General features: G+C 72.1%; 14 protein-coding genes and 1 tRNA gene. 5 read left to right on the top strand and 10 right to left on the bottom strand.

The window, feature by feature from the left end:
* Positions 1-41 precede the first annotated feature (41 nt).
* The gene (locus tag CLV40_RS06005; RefSeq protein WP_104477722.1) at positions 42-533 is read right to left on the bottom strand and encodes a CarD family transcriptional regulator; all 492 of its coding nucleotides are present in this window, start codon (positions 531-533) and stop codon (positions 42-44) included.
* A 337-nt stretch (positions 534-870) separates the two neighbouring features.
* Here CLV40_RS06005 and CLV40_RS06000 point away from each other — a divergent pair, with 337 nt between their 5' ends.
* On the top strand, positions 871-1,620 hold the full coding sequence (locus CLV40_RS06000; RefSeq protein WP_104477720.1) for a copper chaperone PCu(A)C domain-containing protein: 750 nt from the start codon (positions 871-873) through the stop codon (positions 1,618-1,620).
* Positions 1,621-1,665: 45 nt separating this feature from the next.
* Positions 1,666-3,033: a DNA repair protein RadA gene (gene radA, locus CLV40_RS05995; protein ID WP_104477718.1), complete on the top strand. Its 1,368-nt coding sequence runs from the start codon at positions 1,666-1,668 to the stop codon at positions 3,031-3,033.
* A 36-nt stretch (positions 3,034-3,069) separates the two neighbouring features.
* On the opposite strand, the gene CLV40_RS05990 is transcribed toward radA, so the two are convergent.
* The 9 genes from CLV40_RS05990 to CLV40_RS05950 form a co-directional block, all read right to left on the bottom strand.
* On the bottom strand, positions 3,070-4,173 hold the full coding sequence (locus CLV40_RS05990) for a hypothetical protein (protein WP_104477716.1): 1,104 nt from the start codon (positions 4,171-4,173) through the stop codon (positions 3,070-3,072).
* A complete protein-coding gene (locus CLV40_RS05985) occupies positions 4,170-4,736 on the bottom strand; it encodes an RNA polymerase sigma factor (RefSeq protein ID WP_245931110.1) in 567 nt (188 codons plus the stop codon). The genes CLV40_RS05990 and CLV40_RS05985 overlap by 4 nt, the downstream gene beginning before the upstream one ends.
* 34 nt (positions 4,737-4,770) lie before the next feature.
* Positions 4,771-5,388, bottom strand: coding sequence for a hypothetical protein (locus tag CLV40_RS05980; protein WP_104477712.1), 618 nt, complete (start codon positions 5,386-5,388; stop codon positions 4,771-4,773).
* Entirely contained in the window at positions 5,375-7,018 is a 1,644-nt protein-coding gene (locus CLV40_RS05975) for a VWA domain-containing protein (protein WP_104477710.1), read from the bottom strand. The genes CLV40_RS05980 and CLV40_RS05975 overlap by 14 nt, the downstream gene beginning before the upstream one ends.
* Positions 7,015-8,160 carry a toxic anion resistance protein gene (locus CLV40_RS05970; protein WP_104477708.1) on the bottom strand — a complete coding sequence of 382 codons (1,146 nt, stop codon included), beginning with the start codon at positions 8,158-8,160 and terminating at the stop codon, positions 7,015-7,017. The genes CLV40_RS05975 and CLV40_RS05970 overlap by 4 nt, the downstream gene beginning before the upstream one ends.
* Positions 8,157-9,248 carry a hypothetical protein gene (locus CLV40_RS05965; RefSeq protein WP_104477706.1) on the bottom strand — a complete coding sequence of 364 codons (1,092 nt, stop codon included), beginning with the start codon at positions 9,246-9,248 and terminating at the stop codon, positions 8,157-8,159. Before CLV40_RS05965 ends, CLV40_RS05970 begins: the two co-directional genes overlap by 4 nt.
* Before the next feature lie 176 nt (positions 9,249-9,424).
* Positions 9,425-11,953 (bottom strand): trehalose-phosphatase, encoded by a 2,529-nt coding sequence (gene otsB, locus CLV40_RS05960; protein ID WP_104477704.1) that lies wholly within the window; start codon positions 11,951-11,953, stop codon positions 9,425-9,427.
* Positions 11,954-12,030: 77 nt separating this feature from the next.
* Positions 12,031-13,461 carry an alpha,alpha-trehalose-phosphate synthase (UDP-forming) gene (locus CLV40_RS05955; protein WP_104477702.1) on the bottom strand — a complete coding sequence of 477 codons (1,431 nt, stop codon included), beginning with the start codon at positions 13,459-13,461 and terminating at the stop codon, positions 12,031-12,033.
* 138 nt (positions 13,462-13,599) lie between these two features.
* The gene (locus tag CLV40_RS05950) at positions 13,600-14,958 is read right to left on the bottom strand and encodes a threonine/serine exporter family protein (RefSeq protein ID WP_245931135.1); all 1,359 of its coding nucleotides are present in this window, start codon (positions 14,956-14,958) and stop codon (positions 13,600-13,602) included.
* 251 nt (positions 14,959-15,209) lie between these two features.
* On the opposite strand from CLV40_RS05950, the gene CLV40_RS05945 reads away from it, so the two are divergent.
* From CLV40_RS05945 to CLV40_RS05935, 3 genes are all read left to right on the top strand, one after another.
* Positions 15,210-15,285 (top strand) — tRNA-Thr (locus CLV40_RS05945).
* Between the two features lie 160 nt (positions 15,286-15,445).
* Complete coding sequence (locus CLV40_RS05940; protein ID WP_104477701.1) at positions 15,446-16,192, top strand: PP2C family protein-serine/threonine phosphatase; 747 nt, start codon at positions 15,446-15,448, stop codon at positions 16,190-16,192.
* A 318-nt stretch (positions 16,193-16,510) separates the two neighbouring features.
* Complete coding sequence (locus CLV40_RS05935) at positions 16,511-22,699, top strand: Ig-like domain-containing protein (RefSeq protein ID WP_245931106.1); 6,189 nt, start codon at positions 16,511-16,513, stop codon at positions 22,697-22,699.
* The last annotated feature ends 37 nt before the right edge of the window (positions 22,700-22,736 follow it).

Below are 22,736 nucleotides of genomic sequence, written 5' to 3'. Positions count from 1 at the left end.
CGGCAGGTCACCCAGGCTTGTCCGTCCGGTGGAACCGCTGGTCAGACGGAGGCGGTCGCCAGGACCTCGTCGAGCAGCACCTCGGCCTTGTCCTCGTCGGTGCCCTCGGCCAGCGCCAATTCGCTGACCAGTATCTGCCGCGCCTTGGCCAGCATCCGCTTCTCGCCGGCGGACAGGCCGCGATCCTTCTCCCGCCGCCAGAGGTCTCGCACCACTTCGGCCACCTTGTTCACATCGCCGGAGGCGAGCTTCTCCAGGTTGGCCTTGTACCGACGCGACCAGTTGGTCGGCTCCTCGGTGTGCGGCGCGCGCAGCACGTCGAAAACGCGGTTGAGACCCTCTTGACCCACGACGTCCCGCACCCCGACGATCTCGGCGTTGTCTGCGGGGACGCGAACCGTGAGGTCACCCTGCGCGACCTTGAGGACGAGGTACTTCTTCTCCTCGCCCTTGATCACGCGGGTCTCGATCGCTTCGATGAGTGCGGCACCGTGGTGCGGGTAGACGACGGTCTCTCCGACCTTGAAAACCATGTGTCCTCTGCCCCTTTCGCTGCACCCATCTTAACACGGGTCGGGCTGCTCAGAAGGTCGCACGGGCGCGGACGGGTGGACCGTCTGCGCAGGTCAAGGGCCAGATAAGGGAATGCAGGGGGGTTGACAACGGCGAAACGTGCGTACTCAGGCGGGTGTCGCGCGGGGTGCGGCGCGGAGTCGATCTCCACAGTGGACCTTCACCGGACCTTCACGCCCGGACGTGACGGATCCGACACCCCTCGGGTGATTGTCCGACCACGCGCGGGCCCGATCTGTTGCGCGGGCTAGGCTTCGGCCCGGTAGGTGATTGTCCGCTAGCGACGCAGGAGCCCCAGTGAGCCGTGCACAGCAGAACTCGACCGGACGGTTGCGCCGCGCCCCCGCCGCGTTGGGCCTCGGGCTGGTCGCCGTCCTGGGGGCCGCCGCGTGCGGTTCCGGCCAGATCACCCAGACGGATTCCCAGTTGCCCGCTGTGAACGGCGCGCTCGCCCAGTCGGGCCAGATCGCGCTGCGCGACGCGATGCTCGCCTTCCCCAAGGGCGGCCACTACGAGAAGGGCGCCGACGCGCCGCTCGTGCTCGCGATCGTCAACTCCGGCGGCACCGCGGACAAGCTCCTCGAGGTCACCAGCCCGGTGGCCACCGAGGTCGAGATCACCGGCGACGCCGTGCTGCCGGGCGGCTTCGCGCTCGCCGTCGGCAAGCCGGGCGAGGAGAGCGGCGGCAAGTCCGTCGCCCCGACCACCCCGACGCCGACCACCACCACCACCACGTCGAGCGCCGCCGCCACGACGACGCCGTCCGGCTCGTCCTCCGGCGCCGCGACCACCACGACCGGCAGCTCGTCGGCCTCCTCGGTCGCGCCGACCAGCAGCACCCCCACGACGACCACGACCACGTCGAAGAAGGTCGACCTGGGCAAGCTGGAGATCGTGCTCAAGGGCCTGAGCGACAAGCTCTACCCGGGCAAGACCGTGCCGGTGACCTTCGTGTTCGAGAAGGCGGGTCAGATCACCGTCGGCCTGCCCATCGCCGCGCCGAACGGCCCGCGCGAGGAGCACGCCGCCGCCGAGGGCGGCCACTGAGCCGCTACCCCGCGGGCTGTCGGTGACGGCCCGTAGCGTGGCCGCGTGGTGACGAAGACGACCAAGCTCAGCTACCGCTGCGCCGAGTGCGGGCACGCGGTGGCCAAGTGGTTCGGCCGCTGCCCGGAGTGCCAGGCCTGGGGCAGCCTGGAGGAGATCGGCGCGCCCCGGGTCAAGGTCGCGGCGGGGGCGCCGAGTTCCCCGGCCCGGCCGATCGCCGAGGTCGACATCGAGGCGGCCCGGGCCAAGCAGACCGGTGTCTCCGAGCTGGACCGGGTGCTCGGTGGCGGATTGGTGCCCGGCGCGGTGGTGCTGCTGGCCGGTGAGCCCGGTGTCGGCAAGTCGACGCTGCTGCTGGAGGTGGCCTACCGCTGGGCCGCCCGCGAAGGCGACTACGGGCCCACGCTGTACGTCACCGGCGAGGAGTCCGCAGGCCAGGTGCGGTTGCGCGCCGAGCGCACGGGCAACGTGCACCAGTCGATGTTCCTGGCCGCCGAGAGCGACGTCGCGTCGCTGCTGGGGCACGTGGACGCGGTGAACCCGGGCCTGCTGGTGGTCGACTCGGTGCAGACCATGTCGTCGCCCGCGGTCGACAGCGCCCCGGGCGGCGTCACCCAGGTCCGCGCGGTGACGGCCGCGCTGGTCGCGCTGGCCAAGGAGCGCGGCCTGCCGGTGCTGCTCGTCGGGCACGTCACGAAGGAGGGCTCGATCGCGGGCCCGCGCGTGCTGGAGCACCTCGTCGACGTCGTCCTGCACTTCGAGGGCGACCGCCACTCGGCCCTGCGCCTCCTGCGGGGGGTGAAGAACCGCTTCGGCCCGGCCGACGAGATCGGCTGCTTCGAGATGGTGGACAGCGGCATCGTCGGCGTCCCCGACCCGTCGGGCCTGTTCCTCAACCGCCGCGACACGGGCGTCGCGGGCACCGCGGTGACGGTCGCGGTCGAGGGCAAGCGCCCCCTGCTGGGTGAACTCCAGGCCCTGGTCGCCAAGTCCCACCTGGGCACCCCGAGGCGGGCCGTGTCGGGCCTCGACTCGGCCCGGGTCGCCATGGTGCTGGCCGTGCTGGAGCGCCGCGGCGGCGTCCGCCTCGGCGACGCGGACGTGTTCACCGCGACGGTCGGCGGTATGAAGATCCCCGAACCGGCCGCGGACCTGGCCATCGCGCTCTCGGTCGCCACGGCGGCGCGGGACGTCGCGCTGCCGCCGGACCTGGTGGTCCTGGGCGAGGTCGGCCTGGCGGGCGAGGTCCGGCGGGTGAGCGGTGTGCGTTCGCGGCTGAGCGAGGCCGTGCGGCTCGGGTTCACGAAGGCGTTGGTGCCCAAGGATTCCGGGGACCTGCCGGAGGGGATAGAGGTCCGGGAGGTGGCCGACCTGGCGTCGGCCATGCACAACCTCCAAGTACTGCGGAAGTAGTACCGGGCGGGGCACTCCCAGTGCCCCGCCCGGCGGTTACTTGGGGAACGCGCCCATGGTGGGTACCAGCGCCTCGGTGGTCACCTCCCGAGCCGGGCCGAGTTCGCTGCTGCGGCGACCGATCAACCTGCCTGTCGCCGGGTCGATGTAGAGCTCGAGGTAGATGTGGCCGTCGTTCACCGTGATCGCGGTGGCGATCCGACCGTCGGGGTTGCGCTGGTCGGTGCGGACGGTCACCGAGTCGAAGTAGCCCAGTGTGCGGAAGATCGTGGCGCGGGCCTTCGCGTCCCCGTACAGCAGGCCGCTCATCGTCTGCACCGCGTTCGCTTGGCCGCTGGGCTTACCGGTGAACTGCTGCCGCAGTTGCTCGTAGTAGCCCGCCGGGTCGTCGGGGATCGCGTCAAGGCGCTGCTGTTGGAGTTCGCGGCCCGATGAATCGGGTTTGACCAGGCGCAGCGCTGGAGCGGGCTGCCCGGCCTTCGGGGCGTCCTGGGTTCCCCAGTCCCCGGCGGGATCCGACGAATACCAGTGGTACACGCCGTGGGTGAGCTTCCCGTTCTGCCACGCCCCGCTGAACTCGAAGCGGAACGCCCCCGGCGGGATTTCCAGGTCGGACACGACGGCGGCCAGGTCACCCGCGTTGTTGACCGGGTGGTTGGGCATCGGCCCGATGGGGCCGAACCGCATGGGAGCCATCGCGTAGTGGGTGGGTGTGCTGCCGACCACCGCCAGCGTCGTGGGTGCGACATCGGTCACGTCTCGGATTGGTGCCCTACTTGTGGGTGCGGGCGTGTGGGGTGCACTTGAGCCGACCGGGCTGTCCGTGGGCACGGTGCCACTGGGAGTGGTCTGGCCGTGGTTGTCGCCGACCGCGTAGATGACGCCCGCCGAGACGGCTGCCACGGCGGCAGCAGCGGCGGCCACCGTCCACACTCGTCGTCGGCGCGGTGGGCTCCGGTCGGCGTGCGGTGACGCCGGCACCAGGACCGGGCGGGGCGTGGGCTGGGCGGGTTCGAGGTCTTCGGCGCTTCCGGTGCGGCCCACCAGGCGGGCCAGGCCGGCGTTGTAGGCGTCGTCGGTCATGTCCGGGACGTCGGCGTTCAGGTCGGCGAGCAGGAGGTCGAGGTCTTCGTCGGTCATGTCCGGTTCTCCCTGTCGGTGAGGTGGGTGCGCAAGGCGGTCCGGGCGCGGTGCAGGCGGGTGCGCACGGTCGTCGGGTTGATCCCCAGGGCCTCGGCGACCTCCTTCGGGGTCAGCCCGGCCCAGGCGACGAGCAGCAGCGCGTCGCGTTCCTCGTCGCTCAGCCCGGCCAGTCCGGCGCTGAGCGCGGCGGTCTGGTTGGCCGCGTCCGCGCGAGCGGTGGCCCGGACCTCGGCGGCCTCGGCCGTATCGGGTTCCGGACCCGCGCGGGTGTGGGCGCGCAGTCCGCGCACCTCGTCGCGGGCGTGCCTGCGGGCCAGGTTGGTCGCGATGCCGAAGAGCCAGGCGCGGGCGCTCGCCCGGCCCGGGCTGTAGGTGGCCCGGCGCTCCCAGGCGATCAGGAACGTCTCGGCCACCAGGTCGTCGGCTGCGGCGGGGGTGAGCCGCCGCGCGAGGTAGCGGTGCAGGTCTCGGGCGTGCGCCGCGTAGAGGCGGGTCAGTTCCGCGCCCGCCCGCGCTCCGGTGAGGTCCGGGCGGTCGTCCGGGATGGTTTCGGCCGTCACACCGGGTACTTGCCCGATGTCGGTCTCCGCGTTCTCAGTCGTGGCCGTCGGACCGGTCCCGCAGGTACCGGGTGTGGTCCGACTGCTTCCGCAGGTCGTCGGCGAAGAACCGGCCGGACACGGCCTCGGCGTCCTTCTCCAGCAGCTCCAGCTGGGTCAGCAGCTCCTCCGCCGCGCTCGGCGTGCTGGAGTTGACCTTCTTCGCCACCGCGAACCACCACGGCAGGTTAAGGTACGTCTCCACCGCCAGCGGCACGTCCACCCGGATGAGCCGGGTCGCGCCGTGCGTCGACTCCGGGTCGTCGGCCAGGGCGCGCGGCCGGTCCAGCATCGACCGCAGCACCTCGGCGATCCGCTCCAGCCGGTCCACCGACCCCTCGGGCATCCGCGTCGAGGCCGCCTTGACCTTCCCGACCAGCTCGTTGAGGTCGGCCCGCAGCCGGGACGCCTCGGCGTCCGGGTCGACGCCCAGGTGCACCTTCTCCGGCGGCGCCCCCAGCGCCCCGACCAGGTACAGGCCCACGACGACCACCGGCCACAGGCCACCGACCGCACCCGCGAGGTGCAGCACGACACCGACCAGCCCGAGGGCCGACCCGGCGAGGTTCTTGGTCGAACCGAAGTAGCGGACGACCGGGTTACTGGTAGCCACGGATCTCCCGGAACACCTGTTGCAGACCCGCCTTCCGGGCGTCGAACACCTTGCCGCCGGTCTGCGCGGCCAGGCCCTCCATCTCGGTCTGGTCGCCCTCGCCGAACAGCACGGGGAACACCGGCACGCCGCGCAACTGCGGTGACCGGCCCGCCTGGGCGCGCTGGAAGTCGTCGTAGCCGGTGCCGCTGGTGTTGGCGCCGTCGGTCATCAGCACGATCGAGGTGAACCGGTCCTCGGCGGGCTGGCTCGCGATCACCTGGTACGCGCGCTCCAGGCTGTCGTAGATCGCGGTGCCGCCGCTCGCCTCCAGCCCCGTCACGGTCGACTTGATCCGCTCCAGCTCCGCCTTCGGGTCGGTCTCCGGGACGGTGAACGACCGCGGTGCCTGCGGTGCGCCGTTGAACGGGATGAACGTGACCTCCTCGCGCCCGTGGAAGCGGCGGTAGCGGCCGACCAGGTCGTCGCTGGCGCCGGTCAGCCCGACGAGCGCGGTGCGCAGCGACCCGATCCGGTCGTCGTCGTTCATCGACCCGGACACGTCGAGCACGTAGACGGTCCGCGACGGCTTGCGGATCTGGTCGAAGTACGCCGACAGCAGCGCGTCGAACGCCTCCTGCGTGGCCGGGAACGGCAGCTCGACCATCGGCTGGGTGCCGAACTCGGCGGCCAGGGCGACGCCGGGCTGCCCCGGCCTGCGGTGGGTCAGCGCCATGATCTCCCGCTGCACGTCCGGCGCCTTCAGGAAGTCACCGAGCCGCTGGTGGTCGTTGCGGGCGTGGTCGCTGGCGTTGCTGAGCAGGGTGAGCGGGTAGTCGGCGGTGACGACGCCGTCGGTCGGGTAGATCAGCGTCAGCGGCTCCGGCAGCTTGCCGCTCGCGTTGAGCGACAGCAGCACGGACTCGTAGTTGACCAGCCCGTCGATCTTCTGGCCGGGATCGGTGCCCGCGGCGCGCCGCTGGTACGCGTCGGAGAGCCAGCCCGACGAGCCCGCGCTCATCGACTGCGCGGCGAAGAACTTCTTCAGCTCAGGGGTGACCGTCTTGACCTGGTCCGCGTTCACCGCGGCGCCGGTACCGGCCAGCGCGGAGGCGACCCCGACGAGCGCGGAGAAACCGGAGTTCGACGCGGACGGGTCGGTCATGCCGTAGCTGAACCGCTTGGCTTCCGCGGCCTTGGCGATGTCGGTCCAGGTGACCGGTTTGCCCGCCCAGCCAAGGGATCCGGCCTTCGACTTGGCCAGCCCGAGCACCACCGGGGAGCTCATGATCTTGGTCTGGTTGCCGAGCCTGCGCGCCGCGTCCGGCAGGGCCTGCGGGTAGCGGTTCGACGAGAACCACACGGCGTCGTAGGCCTTGTCGGCGTCACCGCGGGCCAGCGCCTCCGCGCCCTCGATGGTGCCGGTGAAGGTGAACTCGACCTTCACCCCGGTGTCCCGCGCGGCGCGGTCGAGCACCGGTTGCAGGTCCGCCAGTTCGCTGCCCGCCAGCACCCGCAGCTTGCCCGGCGCGGGCGGGCTCGTCGTGGGGCCCTCCGGGTCGCTGGAGCAGCCCGCGAGCAGACCTGTCCCGACGACCAGCGCCAGCACCGCCGGTAAGACCCTGCCCACTTGTCGTCTCCTGTCGGTCATTGGGGACCGGTGATCTCGCTGATGTCACCCGTGCGCGAGCGGCGCAGGTGTCCCTCGGCCCGGCGCAGCTCCTCGGTGAGCGTCGCGACGGTGGTGGCCATGGTCGTCGCGGCGCTCGCCCGGAAGGAGTCGATCGCGTCGATCGAGCGGTACACCTGGTCGAACGACTCGCGGATGGTGGCCACGCCGACCGCCGGGTCCGCGCTCGCCGCCCGCATCCGCGCGGTCTGGTCGGCCAAGAGCTGGCTGTTGCCGCGCATCAGGCCCTCGGTGGTGCCGCGCAACGCGTCCAGCTCGTCGAGGACGTTCTTCTGGTTGGCTAGGGCACCGCTGACCACCAGCGCGATCCGCAGCGCCGACACCGTGGTCGAGCAGGCCCGCTCCACGCCCCTGATCAGCTCGTCGTTGTTGCGCCGCACCAGGTCCAGCGCGAGGTAGCCCTGGGCGCAGACGGCGAGCTGGGTGAGCACGTCCTGGTGGCGTTGGCGCACCGGCAGCAGCACGTCGGCGCGCAACGCGTTGGCCGCGCCCGGGTCGGCGATGTCGAGCACCCCGGCCCGCTGCTCCACCGCCGCGTCCAGCGCCTCGGCGAACGCGGCGGCGGCCGACAGCCGGGTCATGGTCGTCCACAACCGGGCCCGCTCGCCCTTGATCGCCGCGTTGTCCCGGCGCAGCTGGTCTTGGCGGCCCCGCAGGTCGAGCACGAGCCGGTTCACCGGGGTGCCCGCCGCACGGTAGCGGTCCAGCAGCTTCTTGGCCTGGTTGCCCATCGGCAGCAGCCCGAGCAGCTTGCGCGGGCCGGAGTCGCCCGGGTCCAGCGCGGTGACCGCGCGGCGCAGGTCGGCCAGGCTGCCGGTGACGCCCTGGTCGGCAGTCGAGGCGGCGTCCACGGTCCGGTCGAGCAGGCTCGCCGCGATCGTCGCCGCGACGCGCATGTCCGCCTCACCCAAGGCGAGCAGCTCGTCGACCTTCGCGGTGAACTCCGGGGCGCGCGGGTCCAGCCCGCTCAGCTCACCGGCGATCTTCTCCGCGCGTTCGGCGGTGGCGCCGCGGGTCTGCTCGTCCAGCGGCACGAGACCCGCGGCGCGGTCGACCGGGATCGGGTCGACGGGGTCGGGTGGGGTCAGCGCGAAGTCGGTCACCGGTACTGCTTCCCGACGGCCTCCAGCAGCCGCTCCAGCGTCTCGTAGCTGGGCGGGTTGACCGCCTCGCCGACGTCGGCGGGCACGGTCAGCTTCCGCGCGGTCGCGACCTGCTGGAACACCTGCGGGTGCTGGTAGGGGCGGAAGCCGAACTCGGCGGCCAAGCGAACCAGGTCGGGGTCGTCGCCGAGCAGCTTGCCGACCCGGTCGCCCTCGCCCTTGAGCGGCACCAGCGTGTGCGTCGAGTACACCGTGGGCGCCGGGTAGATGAGCCGCATCTGCGGGGTGATCGAGCCGTCCGCGCGGGCCTGCCGGTCCAGGTACTGCGACTCGTAGATCATCACCAGCGGCGTCTTGCCCATGCCGGTGGCCAGGTAGTCCTCGAACGGGCCCTCGCTGCTGCTCTGCGTGTAGCCCTGGTCCAGGAAGAGCTTCGACACCGCGGGCAGCACGCGCGCCTCGGCCTCGGGGGAGGCGACGGGGCTGTTGCCGTTGGCCACGTAGGACACCAGGGCCAGGTACATCGCGGCGGAGTTGGAGTCCCGGGGGTCGGTGGTGGTCACCAGGATGTTCTTGCGCGCCGGGTACGCGGTGTTGCCGGGCAGCTGGTCCCAGCGGGTGCCCTTGGCGGCCAGGTCGAGGTAGGCGGCGATGTCGAAGACCTGGCGGCCCTCCGGACCGGGCTTCACCACGCCCTGCGCGGCCAGCAGGTCGGCGATCGGCGCGAAGGTGGCGACCGCCATGGGGGAGGAGAACGGGGTGTAGACCTGCCCGACCTTGCGGTCGGCCTTGATCCGCTCGGCGGCGGGCGAGGACGACGGGAACGCGAAGTCGTACGGGGTCAGGTCGACGGTGGTGGCGATCTGGCGGGAACCGGCCGCGTCGTACGCCACCCGCAAGCCGTGGCGGGCGAACACGTCGACCACGCGCGGGTCCGCGAAGAACGCCGCCTTCTCGGAGCCGCCGACGCCACGCACGGTGGTCAAACTCTGGCCCGGCTGGGCGTCGTCATCGCCCGAACTGATGATGATCACCACCACCGCCGCCAGCAACACGACCGCAAGACCCACGCTGACCTGTCGTTTCATCACCCCTCCTCGCGAGGCCGATCATCCCTTCGTGACACTTCGTTGGACGCCGATTCACCGGATCGGGACATGAAGGCCACATGAACGATTGGCTACAACGAGGGGTGATCACCGCCGACGCGCACGGGCCGACCGTCCCGTGTGGACGATCGGCCCGTGGCTGGTGCGTGCGGGTACTAGCTGGACAGGAGCTGCGCGCAGCGGATGAGTCCGAGGTGCGAGTACGCCTGCGGGTGGTTGCCCAGCGACCGCTCGGCCACCGGGTCGTACTCCTCCGGCAGCAGCCCGGTCGGGCCCGCCGCGTTGACGATCTGCGCGAAGAGGTCTTCCGCCTCGGGGCGGCGCCCGGTCAGCAGGTACGCCTCGATCATCCAGGCCGCGCAGATGTGGAAGCCGCCCTCGTCGCCCGGGAGGCCGTCGTCGCGGCGGTAGCGGTAGACCGTCGACCCGCTGCGCAGCTCCGCCTCGGTCGCGGTGACCGTGGCCTGGAACCGCTCGTCGGCCGGGTCGACCAGGCCGACCATGCCGATCATCAGGGTGGCCGCGTCCAGGTCGGTGCCGTCGTAGGCGGTGGTGAACGAGCGGACCTCGTCGTTCCAGCCGTTGGCCAGCACGTCCTCCGAGATCTCCGCGCGCAGCCCGGCCCACCCCGGCTCCGGGGTGCGGCCGTGCGCCTCGGCGAGCTTGAGCGCGCGGTCGATGGTCAACCAGCACATGACCTTCGAGTACACGTGGTGGCGCGGGCGGTGCCGCTCCTCCCAGATGCCGTGGTCGGGCTCGTGCCAGCGCCGGGTGACCGCCTCGGCCATCGCCCGGACCATCGCCCAGTCGCCGTCCGACAGCTCGCCCTTGACCTCGGCCAGGGCCGCGACCAGGTCGACCACCGGGCCGAACACGTCGAGCTGCACCTGCTGGTTGGCCAGGTTGCCCACCCGGACCGGCCGCGAACCGGCGTACCCGGGCAGGGTGTCGATGACCGCCTCGGGCGGCAGCGTGGTGCCCGCGATCGTGTACAGCGGGTGCAGCCGCTCCGGGCCGGGCAGGGTGGCCAGCACGCCGTGCAGCCAGCGCAGCAGCGCCTCGGCCTCGGCCGTGGAACCCAGGGACACCAGCGCCTTCGCGGTCATCGACGCGTCGCGCAGCCAGCAGTAGCGGTAGTCCCAGTTGCGGATGCCGCCGATCTCCTCGGGCAGCGACGTGGTCGCCGCGGCCATGATCGCGCCGGTCTCGCTGTGGCACAGCCCGCGCAGGGTCAGCGCGGAGCGGGCCACCAGCTCCTTCTCGACCGGCGGCAGCACCAGGGTGTCGAGCCACTCGGTCCAGTACCCCGCCGCCCGCGCCTTGCGCTCGTGCTCGGCCACCGGGTGCGGGCCCGTGTCGTCGGTGCCGCAGCGCAGCTCGAACACCACCGGCGCGTCCGGGGTCGGGGTGACCACGGCGCGCGCGGAGTCGAACTGGCCGTCGGAGGTGATCTCCCAGTCCACGCCGGGGGCGCGCAGCGCGATCGGGTCACCGGTGCCGAGCACCAGCAGGCCGTCCGCGGTGGCCGCCAAGCGCACCTGCACCTGCCCGAACTCCGGGCGCGGCGCGAACTCCACGACGGCGGGCGTCGAGCCGGACAGCACCCGCGTGAGGTCGGTGCGGTGCGACTCGGCGCCGTGGTCGAGGTAGTCGGTGACCAGCAGACCGGACCAGCGGGTCTCCACGGTCATGGTGCCGGGCAGGTAGCGCTGGCCCAGCGGCAGCCCGCCGCGCTCGGGGGCGACCGAGAAGTGGCCCGCGGTCGGCCCGCCGAGCAAGTCGGCGAAGATCGCCGCCGAGTCCGGTTCCGGGTGGCACAGCCAGGTGAGCCGGGCGTCCGGGGTGACCAGCGCGACCGAGCGCTCGTTGGCCAGCATGGACAGCCGCTCGATCGGCGGCGCCTGGTCGCCGTAGAGCCAGGCGCGGCGCTCCTCCAGCACGAACGCGAGCATGGTGGCGACCGCGATCGGGTCGGGGATCCGGTGCTCCGCGTGCGACTCGCCGTCGCCGACCTTGACCCCGAGGTCCGGGCCGGAGAGCCGGACGAAGGCCTTCTCGTCGGTCACGTCGTCGCCGACGAAGATCGCCGCGGTGGCCCCGACCTGGTGCCGCAGCACGTCGAGCGCGTGGCCCTTGTCGGTCTGCACCACGGCCAGCTCGACGACCGCCTTGCCCTCGGTGACCTGGACGCCGGACCAGGTGCACGGGCCCGTGCGGACCCGCTCCAGCACCTCGTCGGCGGTCACCGGGTCGGCGCGGCGCACGTGCACCGCGATGCTGGCGGGCTTGACCTCCAGCGCCACACCCTCGGCGCCCTCGGTGAGCTTGGCCAGCTCGGCCTCGATCCGCCGGTGCAGGTCGCGGGCCTCGGCGTCGAGCGCGTGCACGAAGCCCACGTCGAACTCCGAGCCGTGGCTGCCGACCAGGTGCACCTCGGAGGGCAGTCTGGACAGCGTCGCGAGGTCGCGCAGCGCCCGGCCGGAGATCACTGCGGTGGTGGTCTCGTGCAGGCCGGCCAGCGAGCGCAGCGCGCCGACCGACTCGGTGTGCGGGCGGGCGTGTTCGGGGTTCTCGACGATCGGCGCGAGCGTCCCGTCGTAGTCGCAGGCGACCAGCAGCCGGGGCGTGCGGGCTATTTGCACGATGGCGCGGCGCAACTCGGCGGGGAGTGCCTCGGCGGTCAACGCCTTCTCCTTGGGCTCAGGCAGGGTTTGGGCGGTCTGCGTGTCGGCGGCTCGCGGTGTGGTCGAACCGCGCGGTGTCAGTGGGCGTGCTCCGGGTCGAGTGCGTCGAGGAACGAGCGAGCCCACCGGTCGACGTCGTGGGTCAGCACTTGTCGCCGCAGCGCGCGCATCCTACGGCGACCTTCCGCTGGATCGATTGCGAGGGCCGCGTGCATGGCGTTCTTGACCCCGTCGAGGTCGTGCGGGTTGACCAGGAACGCGCTGGTCAACTCCGCGGCGGCGCCCGCGAACTCGCTGAGCACGAGCGCGCCGCCGAGGTCGTGGCGGCAAGCCACGTACTCCTTGCACACCAGGTTCATCCCGTCCCGCACCGGCGTCACGAGCATGACGTCCGCCGCGGCGAAGAACGCGCTCAGCTCCGCGCGTCCCACGGACTGGTGCAGGTAGTGCACGATCGGTCGACCGACCCGGCCGAACTCGCCGTTGATCCGGCTGACCACCTGCTCGATGTCGCTGCGCATCCGCTGGTAGTGCTCGACCCGCTCGCGGCTGGGCGTGGCCAGCTGCACCATCACGACCTCGTCCGGGTCGACCCGGCCCTCGCTCAGCAACTCCTGCAACGCGTAGAGCCGCAGGTCGATGCCCTTGGTGTAGTCCAGCCGGTCGACCCCGAGGATCACCTTCTTGGGGTTGCCCAGATCGGCGCGGATCTGGTTGGTGCGCGCGACGGTTTCCCGCTTGCGCGACAGCGCGTCCAGGCCCGCCGCGTCGATCGAGATGGGGAACGCGCCGACCCGGACCGCCCGGTCGCCCAGTTGGATGACACCGGGTCGGGTGCGCACGCCGACCGCGCCGCGGGTCGGCTCCAGGCCGAGCAGGCGGCGGGCCAGCCAGAGGAAGTTCTGCGCGCCACCCGGTCGGTGGAACCCGACCAGGTCGGCGCCGAGCAGGCCGCGCACGATCTCGGTGCGCCACGGCAGCTGCATGAACAGCTCGGTCGGCGGGAACGGGATGTGCAGGAAGAAACCGATGCGCAGGTCCGGCCGCAGCTCCCGGAGGATCGCGGGCACCAACTGGAGTTGGTAGTCCTGGATCCACACCGTGGCGTCCTTGGCGGCGACCCGCGCGCACGCCTCGGCGAAGCGGTGGTTCACCTTGACGTAGCTGTCCCACCAACCGCGGTCGAAAACCGGCGGCGCTACTACGTCGTGATAAAGCGGCCACAACGTCGCGTTGGAGAAACCCTCGTAGTAGTCGCGGACCTCGTCACCGGTCAACGACACCGGGTACAGCCGCAGGCCGTCCTCGGTGAACTCGTCCACGTCGACGTCGGCCACACCCGGCCAGCCCACCCATGCGCCGCTGTTGCGGCGCAGGAACGGCTCCAGCGCGCTGACCAGCCCACCAGGGCTGTGCTTCCACCGGGTGGTGCCGTCGGGCAGGCGCTCCAGGTCGACCGGCAGCCGGTTGGCGACCACGATGAAATCCGCACCGTCTTCGCTGCTCACGCCCGCCGCGCCTCCTCAAGACCGCCCAGCCCCGATTACCCGTTCGAGGCTATCCACTCGGGCGCGTCGCCGCGTCCTGCGACCGGTGCGTGTGCGGCGTGGCGACTCTCACGCGGCCCAGGGGTTTACTTCCCGGGCTTACTCCAGGCGCCGTTCGGTGGGACGCAACGGCCCGGACATCCGCGGGCCCGCGAGCTTGCGCTCCAACCGGCTCAGGCCGCTGCGCACCGGCTGCGCCAGGTACTCGCCGAGCACCACCCCGGCGGCCAGCGCCAAGGCGATCGCGGCGGCGAGCATGAGCGTGGGCAGGCCACTGATGTCGCGCAGCACGGCCAGTTCGTAGAGCGCGCGGTAGATGGTGAGACCGGGCAGCAGCGGCACCAGACCGGACACCGCCACCACCAGCGGCGGCATGCGGAACCGGCGGGAGATCACCCCACCGGCGAACCCGATCACCACCGCGGCGATGGCGGAGGCGGCGATCGTGCCGGAGCCGGTGAGCGTCAACGCGCCGTAGGTCGCCGCGCCGACCCCGCCCGCGACGGAGGCGACGAGCAGCGCGCGCGGCTTGGCGTAGCTGGCGAGGGCGAACAGGCCTGCCGACGCCGCGGCCGCGATGGTCTGCACCGGTAGACGAAAAGCGCTCGGCGGCAGCGGGTCGGCCAGCGGCGTGTAGGCCATGCCGAGCCAGATCGCGGTGTTGAGCGCGAGCACGACCCCGGTGATCAGCCCGGCGGTCATCAGCGAGATCTCCATCATCCGACCCGCCGCGGTGACGTTGTAGCCGGTGATCGCGTCCTGCACGGTCGAGACCACGGACAGACCGGACAGCAGCACGGTGATCGTGGCGGCGACCAGCACGGTCGGTTTGGCGGTGAGCACCCCGCTCGCGATCAGCGCCAGCGCCGCCCCCGTGGCCAGCGCGCCGCCGACCACCTGCTGGAAGAAGAACGGCAGCGCGCGCCGGTTGAGCAGCCGCCCGACCCGGTCGACCAGGGCGGTGACGACGGCGGCGGCCGCGGCCATGGGTGCCGCGCCGCCGATCAGCACGGTGATCGCCGCCGCCATGCCCGCGAAGGCCAGCGTGGCCGCCCAGCGCGGGTAGGGGTGCGGTGCGGTGGTGATGCGCTCCAGTTCGGCGCGTGCCGCCAGCACGTCGACGCGGCGCGCGGTGATCCGCTGGACGAGCGTTTCCACGTCGGCGAGCCGGGTGTAGTCCAGACCCCGCGAGCGCACCACGCGCAGCGAGGTGATCGGCGCCTCGTCGGTGCCGCGCTGGCAGGCCACGGTGATCGAGGTGAAGATGACGTCCACCTCGCAGTGCGGCAACCCGTAGGCCGCCGACACGGCCAGGATCGTCGCGGTGGCGTCGGCCGCCCCGGCCCCGGACGCCATCTGCACTTCACCAATCCGCAACGCCAGGTCAAGCACGAAGTGGACGGTGCGTTCCTCGGGTAGCGCCGGGCCGTACACGGCCGTGCTCTCCGAGTGGTGCACCGAATGCCCGTTGAGCTGGGTGTTCCCGTTCACGCCCGGCTTTTCCCGACCCTCGACCAACCGCCCCAACCCGAACGGCGCGCGCCGCGCGAACCGCACGATCCCGACCTCCTCAGCAGTCCGACGACACCACCGAACACCCACAAAGAGCACCCGTACCAGCCAGTCGACGGTCTCGGATCATGGGTCGCCCCGCAACCCCACAACCGTCTGGGCTTACGATTGGCTGTGATCCCCGGGCGGTGTCGACTGCCGGCATAGCTCAATTGGCAGAGCACTCGCCTTGTAAGCGAAAGGTTGCGGGTTCGAGTCCCGCTGCCGGCTCCACCCGGGAAGTCCTTTGTGTACCAATGGAAAACACCTTTCCGCACCTCCCCGACCGCCCGTTGTCCATGATCAGGTGTGCAACGGCGGCCCGGCCTGGGACGATGGTGGCTGGGACGACGACGGCGTCGTGCCGCTCGTCGAACTAGCGTGGGGGTAGACGGTGACCGTGGAACCGACGATCAGGGCCGGGGCCGCGACCGACGTCGGCCTGGTCCGCGCGGCCAATGAGGACAACTACGTCATCACGTCCACCGTCTACGCGGTGGCCGACGGCATGGGCGGGCACGCCGCGGGTGACGTGGCCAGCGGGCTCGCGGTCGCCGGGTTGGCCCAGCTCGGCGGGGACGGCCTGCCCCACCCCGACGACGTCCGCAAGCACATCGTGCGGCTCAACGGCGACATCCTCGCCGCCGCCGTGCGCAACCCAGAGCAGGCCGGGATGGGCACCACGATCACCGGGCTCTGCCTGGTCGAAGTGGACGGAGCCGTGCAGTGGAGCGTGTTCAACGTCGGCGACTCCCGCGTCTACCGCTACACCGGCGGCGGCCTGACCCAGCTCACCGTCGACCACTCCGAGGTCTCCGAGCTCGTCGCCGCCGGTGAGCTGAGCCCGGCGCAGGCCGCGGTCGACCCCCGCCGCAACGTCGTGACCAGGGCGCTCGGCTCGCCGATGCCCCCCAACCCCGACCTGTTCCCGCTCCCGCTGACCCCCGGCGACCGGTTCCTGCTCTGCTCCGACGGCCTCACCGGCGAGCTCGACGACGACACCATCGCGGGCCACCTGGCCGGGGTCGCGGACCCGCGCGAGGCGGCGGACGTGCTGGTGCGCGCCGCGGTGGCCGCGGGCGGTCGCGACAACGTCACCGTGGTGGTCGTCGACCACCTCGAAGAATCCACTTCCGACTGACGATTGTTCGAAGGCGCCGCCGCGCATTTCCGCATTCGCGGACGTCACCCTTCGTAGCTGATAACAGAGTTGTGCGAGGTGCGGGAGTTACCACCGTGACCGCGACGGAATGGGCTGAACGGAGCACTCTCCGTCAACCGCCGAAACAGCGCTCTGTGTTGTCCATCACGTCACCTGAGCGCGGGAACCCGGGTCGCCGCCCGGGAGCGCGCCCGGAACCGGAACCGGGTGTGGAACCCGACCCGGTGAATCTGCAACATTGTCCCCGCGCGACGCGATAGGGCCGGTTGACGGCTAGGGGACTCTGGCAGGGGACACGTGGGTTTTTTCAGGCGACACCGAACCGCCATCGCCTCCTCGGTCGTGGTGGCCGTCGGTGCCACGGCACTGGTCACCTTCGCCTTGTCGTCGACCGGGTACCCGGTCCGGCAGATCGAGCTGGACGACGGCGGCATCTGGGTCACCAGCGACCGCGACGGCCTCTTCGGCAGGCTGAACAAGCCGGTCGGCGCCCTCGACGCGGCCTTCTACCCGCCCGGCGGCACCCAGCAGACCTACCAGCTCGACGTGCACCAGGACGGCTCGGCGGTGGCCGCCCGCGACGCCGCGACCGGCAGGCTCTTCCCCGTCGACGTGGCCCGCGCGGTCGCCCTGCCCGAGCAGGGCTTATCCGTCGATGGTGACACCACCCTGGCGATGGCGGGCGGCACGCTCGCCGCGCTCGACCCGAAGACCGGCCGCGTGTGGGCCACCCGCGTCGACACCCAGGCGGGCATGACCAACCTGGGCACCCTCGACCCCGCCAACGCGCCGCTGGCCGCCGTCGACCCGGACGCCGCGCTCGCCGTCGGCGTCGACGGCACCGTGCGCGTGGTCGCCAAGACCGGCAAGGTCGCCACGATCCGCCCCGCCGACAACACCTTCGCCGAGGCCGACTACTCGACGCTGCCGCACCCGTTGCAGAGCGTGCAGGTCACCTCCGTCGGCGGCGACCTGGTCGTGCTCGACCCCGTCGGCCACAAGCTCGTGCTCCCCGACGGCCGCGAGATCCCCGTCGACACCGACGAGGCCGCGCGGCTCCAGCAGCCCGGCCCCGGGTCGGCCGCGGTCGTGCTGGCCACCAGCACCGACCTGATCTCCGTCACCATCGCCGACGGCCAGGTCAGCGTGCTCTCCGAGGCGGGCAAGGGCGCCCCGGCGGCGCCCGTCCGGGTCGGCAACTGCGTGCACGCGGCCTGGTCGCGCACCCCGGACGGCTACGTCCGCGCCTGTGCGGGCGGCAAGGCCGAGCCCGGCGGGCTCGCCGACCTGGAAGCCCTGGTCAAGCCGCTGTTCCGGGTCAACCGCGGGCAGGCCGTGCTCAACGACCTGGCCTCCGGCGCGGTCTGGGACCTCGACACCCGGCGCAAGGTCGACAACTGGTCCGCGGTGAAGCCGCCGCCGGTGCAGAACCAGAGCGACAAGACCAAGGACGACAAGAACACCGACGTCGTCAACGACAAGCCGCCGAAGGCCGTGGACGACAACCTCGGCGCCCGGCCCGGTCGCACCACCGTGCTGCACGTGCTCGACAACGACTCCGACCCGGCGGGCAACATCCTGTCGATCTCGGCCATCACCGCCCCGGACAACCCGGCGGTGAAGCTGGCGATCTCGCCGGACGGCCAGACCGTGCAGCTCACCATGCCCGAGAGCGCCGTCGACACCCGGTTCAAGTACACCGTCGACGACGGCAAGGGCCTCAACGCCACCGCCTCGGTCAACGTCGAGGGCCGCACCCAGGACCAGAACGAGCCGCCCGCGCTGCGCACCGGGTTCAAGGAGCGCGACTGGAGCGTGCCGTCCGGCGGGCTGCTGTCCATCGCCGCCACCACCGAGTGGCGCGACTTCGACGGCGACCCGATCGTGCTGGCCGACGCGCACACCGACGCGGGCTCGGTGACCACCACCCCGGCCGGGTTCGTGGAGTACTCCGCGCCCCGCGAGGCGGGCACCCGCCAGGTCGACTACCGGGTCACCGACGGCCGCGGCGAGCCGGTCATGGGCGAGGAGTCGGTCCTGGTGCAGGAGCCGACCGCGACCGCCGCGGTGGCCGCCGTGGCCGAGCCGGACGTGGTGCGCGGCCAGGTCGGCCGCCCGATCCAGGTCAAGCCGCTGGAGAACGACCGGCCCGGCTCCGACCCCAGCGACCCGCTGGCCCGGCTGCGGCTGGCCGGTGAGCTGGCCGCGCCGCCCGGCGCCGCGGTCACCACCGACCTCAAGACCGGTCTCGTGACCGTCGTCGTCGACCGGCCGGGCACGGTGTTCCTGGAGTACTCGGCCGCCTTCGGCAACGCGCCGTTCGCCAAGGGCGGCATCCGGGTCGACGCGGCCCCCGCGCCCGCCGAGCCGCTGCCGCCGGTCGCGGTGCCGGACAGCGCCGTGGTCCGCGCGCAGCTGCCGACGCTGGTCGACGTGCTGGCCAACGACGTCGACCCGTCCGGGGCGCTGCTGGTCGTGCAGTCCGCCGCGCCGGTGGTCGACGACCAGATCAAGGTCGCCATCGTGAAGGGCCGCTGGCTGCGGCTCACCGCGCTCACCCCGACACTGAGCCCGAACCCGCAGCTGGTCCGCTACACCGTGACCAACGGCCTGACCGGCGCGATCTCCGGCGAGGTCACCGTCACCCAGCTCGGCCCGCCCGCCGACGACACCCCGGTGCCCAAGGACGACTACGCGACCGTCCGCGCGGGCGACTCGGTCGCGATCCCGGTGCTGGACAACGACACCACGCCCGGTGGTTCGCCGATCTCGTTGCAGGCCAACGTCGAGGGCGCGCCCGCGCGCGGCCAGCTCTCCGTGGTGGGCGTGTCCAACCCGGACGAGCAGGTCGGTTCCGCGTACGTGACCGGCGGCGTGGTCCGCTACGTGCCGCCGTCCACGGTGGACGCGCCGGTCAAGGTGACGGTCAGCTACGTGGCGCAGAACCCCAACGGCGACCAGGCCGTCGGGCAGGCGCACGTGACGGTCAACCCGGCGCCCACCCCGGCCGCGCCGAACCAGGCCCCGGCCCCGCAGCCGGTCGAGGCGCGGGCGACCGCGGGCGACACCATCAAGATCATCGTGCCGACCAGCGGGGTGGACCCGGACGGCGACTCGGTCACCGTGACCGGCATCGGCTCGGCGTCCGCGCTCGGCCGGGTGATCGAGATCGGCGCCACCTCGGTGACCTACCAGGCGTACCCGACCAGCGCGGGCACCGACACCTTCAGCTACCTGGTGACCGACGCGTACGGCAAGTCCGCCGAGTCCCAGGTCCGGGTGGCCGTGGTGCCGCCGGGCGACCCGCAGCCCGCGGTCGCCGTGGACGACGTGGTGACCGCCGCCCCCGGGGTCCGGCTGGCCATCGACGTCATGGGCAACGACCTGCGCGCCCCCGGCGACTCGATCCGCGTCGAACCGCTGGCCGACCGCAACGCGAACCTGCCCGCGGGCGTCTCGCTCAACCCCGACTCCGGGCTCATCGAGCTGACCGCGCCCGAGCTGACCGGCAAGCCGCTGGTCGTCGTCTACGCCATCACCGGCGGCTACGGCGAACCGTCCACCGCGACGCTGACCGTGCGCAGCCAGAAGGACTACAACGTGCCGCCCATCGCGGGCGACACCTACGCCCAGCCCCGGCCCGGCGCGGGCACCGTGGAGGTCGACGTGTTCGCCGCCGCGGGCGACGTCGACGGACCGGCCGAGGAGCTGACCGTCGCGAAGGTGTTCGACGACGGCGCCACGCAGGCCGACGGCAAGATCACCGTGGCGGTCAAGGACTTCCCGCGCACCGTCGCCTACGAGCTGCGCGACGGCGGCGGCGCCACCGCGCTCGGCTTCATCCACGTGCCCGCCACCGGCAACGGCGCCCCCTACGCCAAGCCGGGGCAGAGCATCGACGTGCCCGCCGACGGCAGCAAGACCGTGGCCGTCGCGGACTTCGTCATCGACCCGGCGGGCAAGCCGGTCAAGCTGACGCTGGCCGACCACATCTCCGCCTCGCCCGCCATCGGCCTGAAGGTGCGCAACGACGGCGACCAGAACCTCGTGCTCACCGCGATCCCGGGCTACAACGGCCCGGCCGCGATCACCTTCGAGGTCACCAACGGCGCCACGCTGACCGACGGCACCACGGCCTACATCACCGTGCCCGTGCAGGTCGGCCCGGACGTGCCGATCCTGCGCTGCCCCACCGGCACGATCACGCTCATCGCCGGTGGCACGACGATCGGCATGGACATCACCTCGGTCTGCCACGTGTGGACGGCCAAGGTGGGCGGCGCCGCCGACCTGAAGTACACCGCGCGGTGGGCGAACGAGGCCCAGGGCGTCGACATCGAGGGCGAGGGCAGCCGCACCATCCGGCTCACCGCGTCCGGCGCGGCCCGCCCGGGCAGCAACGGCGTGCTGGAGGTCGGCGTGCAGGGCTCGCCCGCGAAGGGCACCCCGTTCTCCGTCAAGGTGATCGCCGCGCCCGCGCCGTCGATGTCGCCGGTGACCATCGACGGCATCAAGGCGGGGGAGACCGCCGAGGTCAACGTCGCCGCGTACGTGCGGTCGAGGCTGCGCGACCCGGTGATCTCCGTGGTGTCGGTGCACCAGGTCGAGGGCGGGTCCGCGACCGCGCTCTCCGACGGCGCCACCGTGCGCATCACGCCGAGCGGCGACTCGCACGGCACGATGTCCTTCGAGGTCACCGTCACCGACGTGGCCGACCGCAGCCGCGCGGACCGCAAGGTCCCCGGCCGGATCAGCCTGCGCGTGCTCGGGGTGCCGGACGCGCCGGGCACACCGGTGCCGGGCCGCACCACGCTCAGCCGCGTGGTCGAGCTGTCCTGGTCGACGCCCGCCAACAACGGCGCGCCGATCGAGGGCTACCAGGTCGACTACGACGGTGGCAGCCAGGCGTGCTCGGCGTCGCCGTGCACGATCAACGGGCTGACCAACGGCAAGCAGTACTCGTTCACGGTCAAGGCGCGGAACCTGGTCGGCTGGGGCAAGCCCAGCGCGGCGTCGGCACCGGCCAAGCCCGACGAGGTACCCGGCGCGGTCGGCGCGCTGACCGCGTCGGCACCGCGTGACGGCGCGGTACAGCTGAACTGGACGGCGCCGCACAACGAGGGCAGCGAGATCCTCAAGTACGAGATCAGTTGGACCGGCGGCGGACGCACCACGGTCCCGGGAGGCGCCACCGGCGCCACGGCGACCGGCCTGGACAACGACACCGTCTACACCTTCACCGTGGTCGCGGTGAACGGCCAGGGCCCCGGCCCGGCCGCGTCCACCACCGGCCAGTCCGCGGGCTCGCCGTCACGACCCGCCGCGCCGTCGTTCACCGCGGCGCAGTCGGCCGACGGCAAGTCCCGCGCGGTGCAGGTCACGTGGGCACCGACCAGCCCCAACGGGCCGGGACCGGTCACCTACACGGTCAACCGCACGGGCGGTGGCCGCGACAAGGTCGTCTGCAGAGACGTCTCCGCCACCTCGTGCGCCGACGACGGCCTCGCCAACGACGGCACGATCTACACCTACACCGTCACCGCGACCAACTCCGCGCCCGGCGACGACCACACCTCCCCGCCCAGCCCGGGCGCGGAGATGGAGGCCACCGCCACCCCCGACCCGTTCGACGCGGGCTCGATCAAGGCGGAGCCGACCGGTGTGGACGGTCAGGCGAAGCTGACCTTCGACGCCCCCGCGTCGCACGGCCGCACCAACACGGTCACCTGCACCGCGGCCGGGGCCAGCTGCGGCACCTGGACCTTCGACCCGGACGGCAAGCAGAACGCGAGCTTCACGATCAACGGCCTGCCCAACGGGCAGCAGACGTCGATCTCGCTGCGCACCTGCAACGGCAGCCAGGGCGGTGCCTACGCGGGCGACCCGTGCAACGCCCCGGCGAGCACCCCGGTCACCGCGTTCGGCCCGATGAAGGACCTGGAGCTGACGCTGACCAAGACCGACGACGACGTCAACATCCGCGTCTCGGTCAACGCCAACGGCAAGCCCGCCAAGGTGCAGATCAAGTCCGCCAAGCTCACCGAGAACCTGACCACCGGCGCCGGTGACTGGGACTGGTCCGGCAAGGCCAACGCGGGCTACAACACCGAGTACAGCGTCACGGTCACGGTCACCGACGAGGACCGGCCCACGCTGACCGTGACCAAGTCGATCAAGACCGACCCGCCGCCGCCCGCGCCCACGGTCGTGATCAGCAAGGGCGCGGCCTGCGGCACCGAGGCCAACCCGTGCGACAAGGACAAGCCGACGGCGTGCACGGACGCCAGCTGCGCGTTCATCACGTTGGAGACGAAGTTCTTCCTCACCCCGGTGACGTGCACCTTCCGCGCCGACAACCCGGGCACCTTCACCAACGTCAACATGCAGCCCAACCAGAAGCGGCAGACCACGAACTTCTACGGGTCGCCGGGCACGAAGCTCTACGTCACCTGCGGCGAGGTCGAGGCCGAACCGCTCGTCTGGTGACCACCAGCGCTTTGTACACAGAGGACAGGAACGGGTT

Source organism: Actinokineospora auranticolor, from assembly GCF_002934265.1.
GTDB lineage: Bacteria > Actinomycetota > Actinomycetes > Mycobacteriales > Pseudonocardiaceae > Actinokineospora > Actinokineospora auranticolor.
This window is presented reverse-complemented; position numbering and strand designations above follow the sequence as displayed.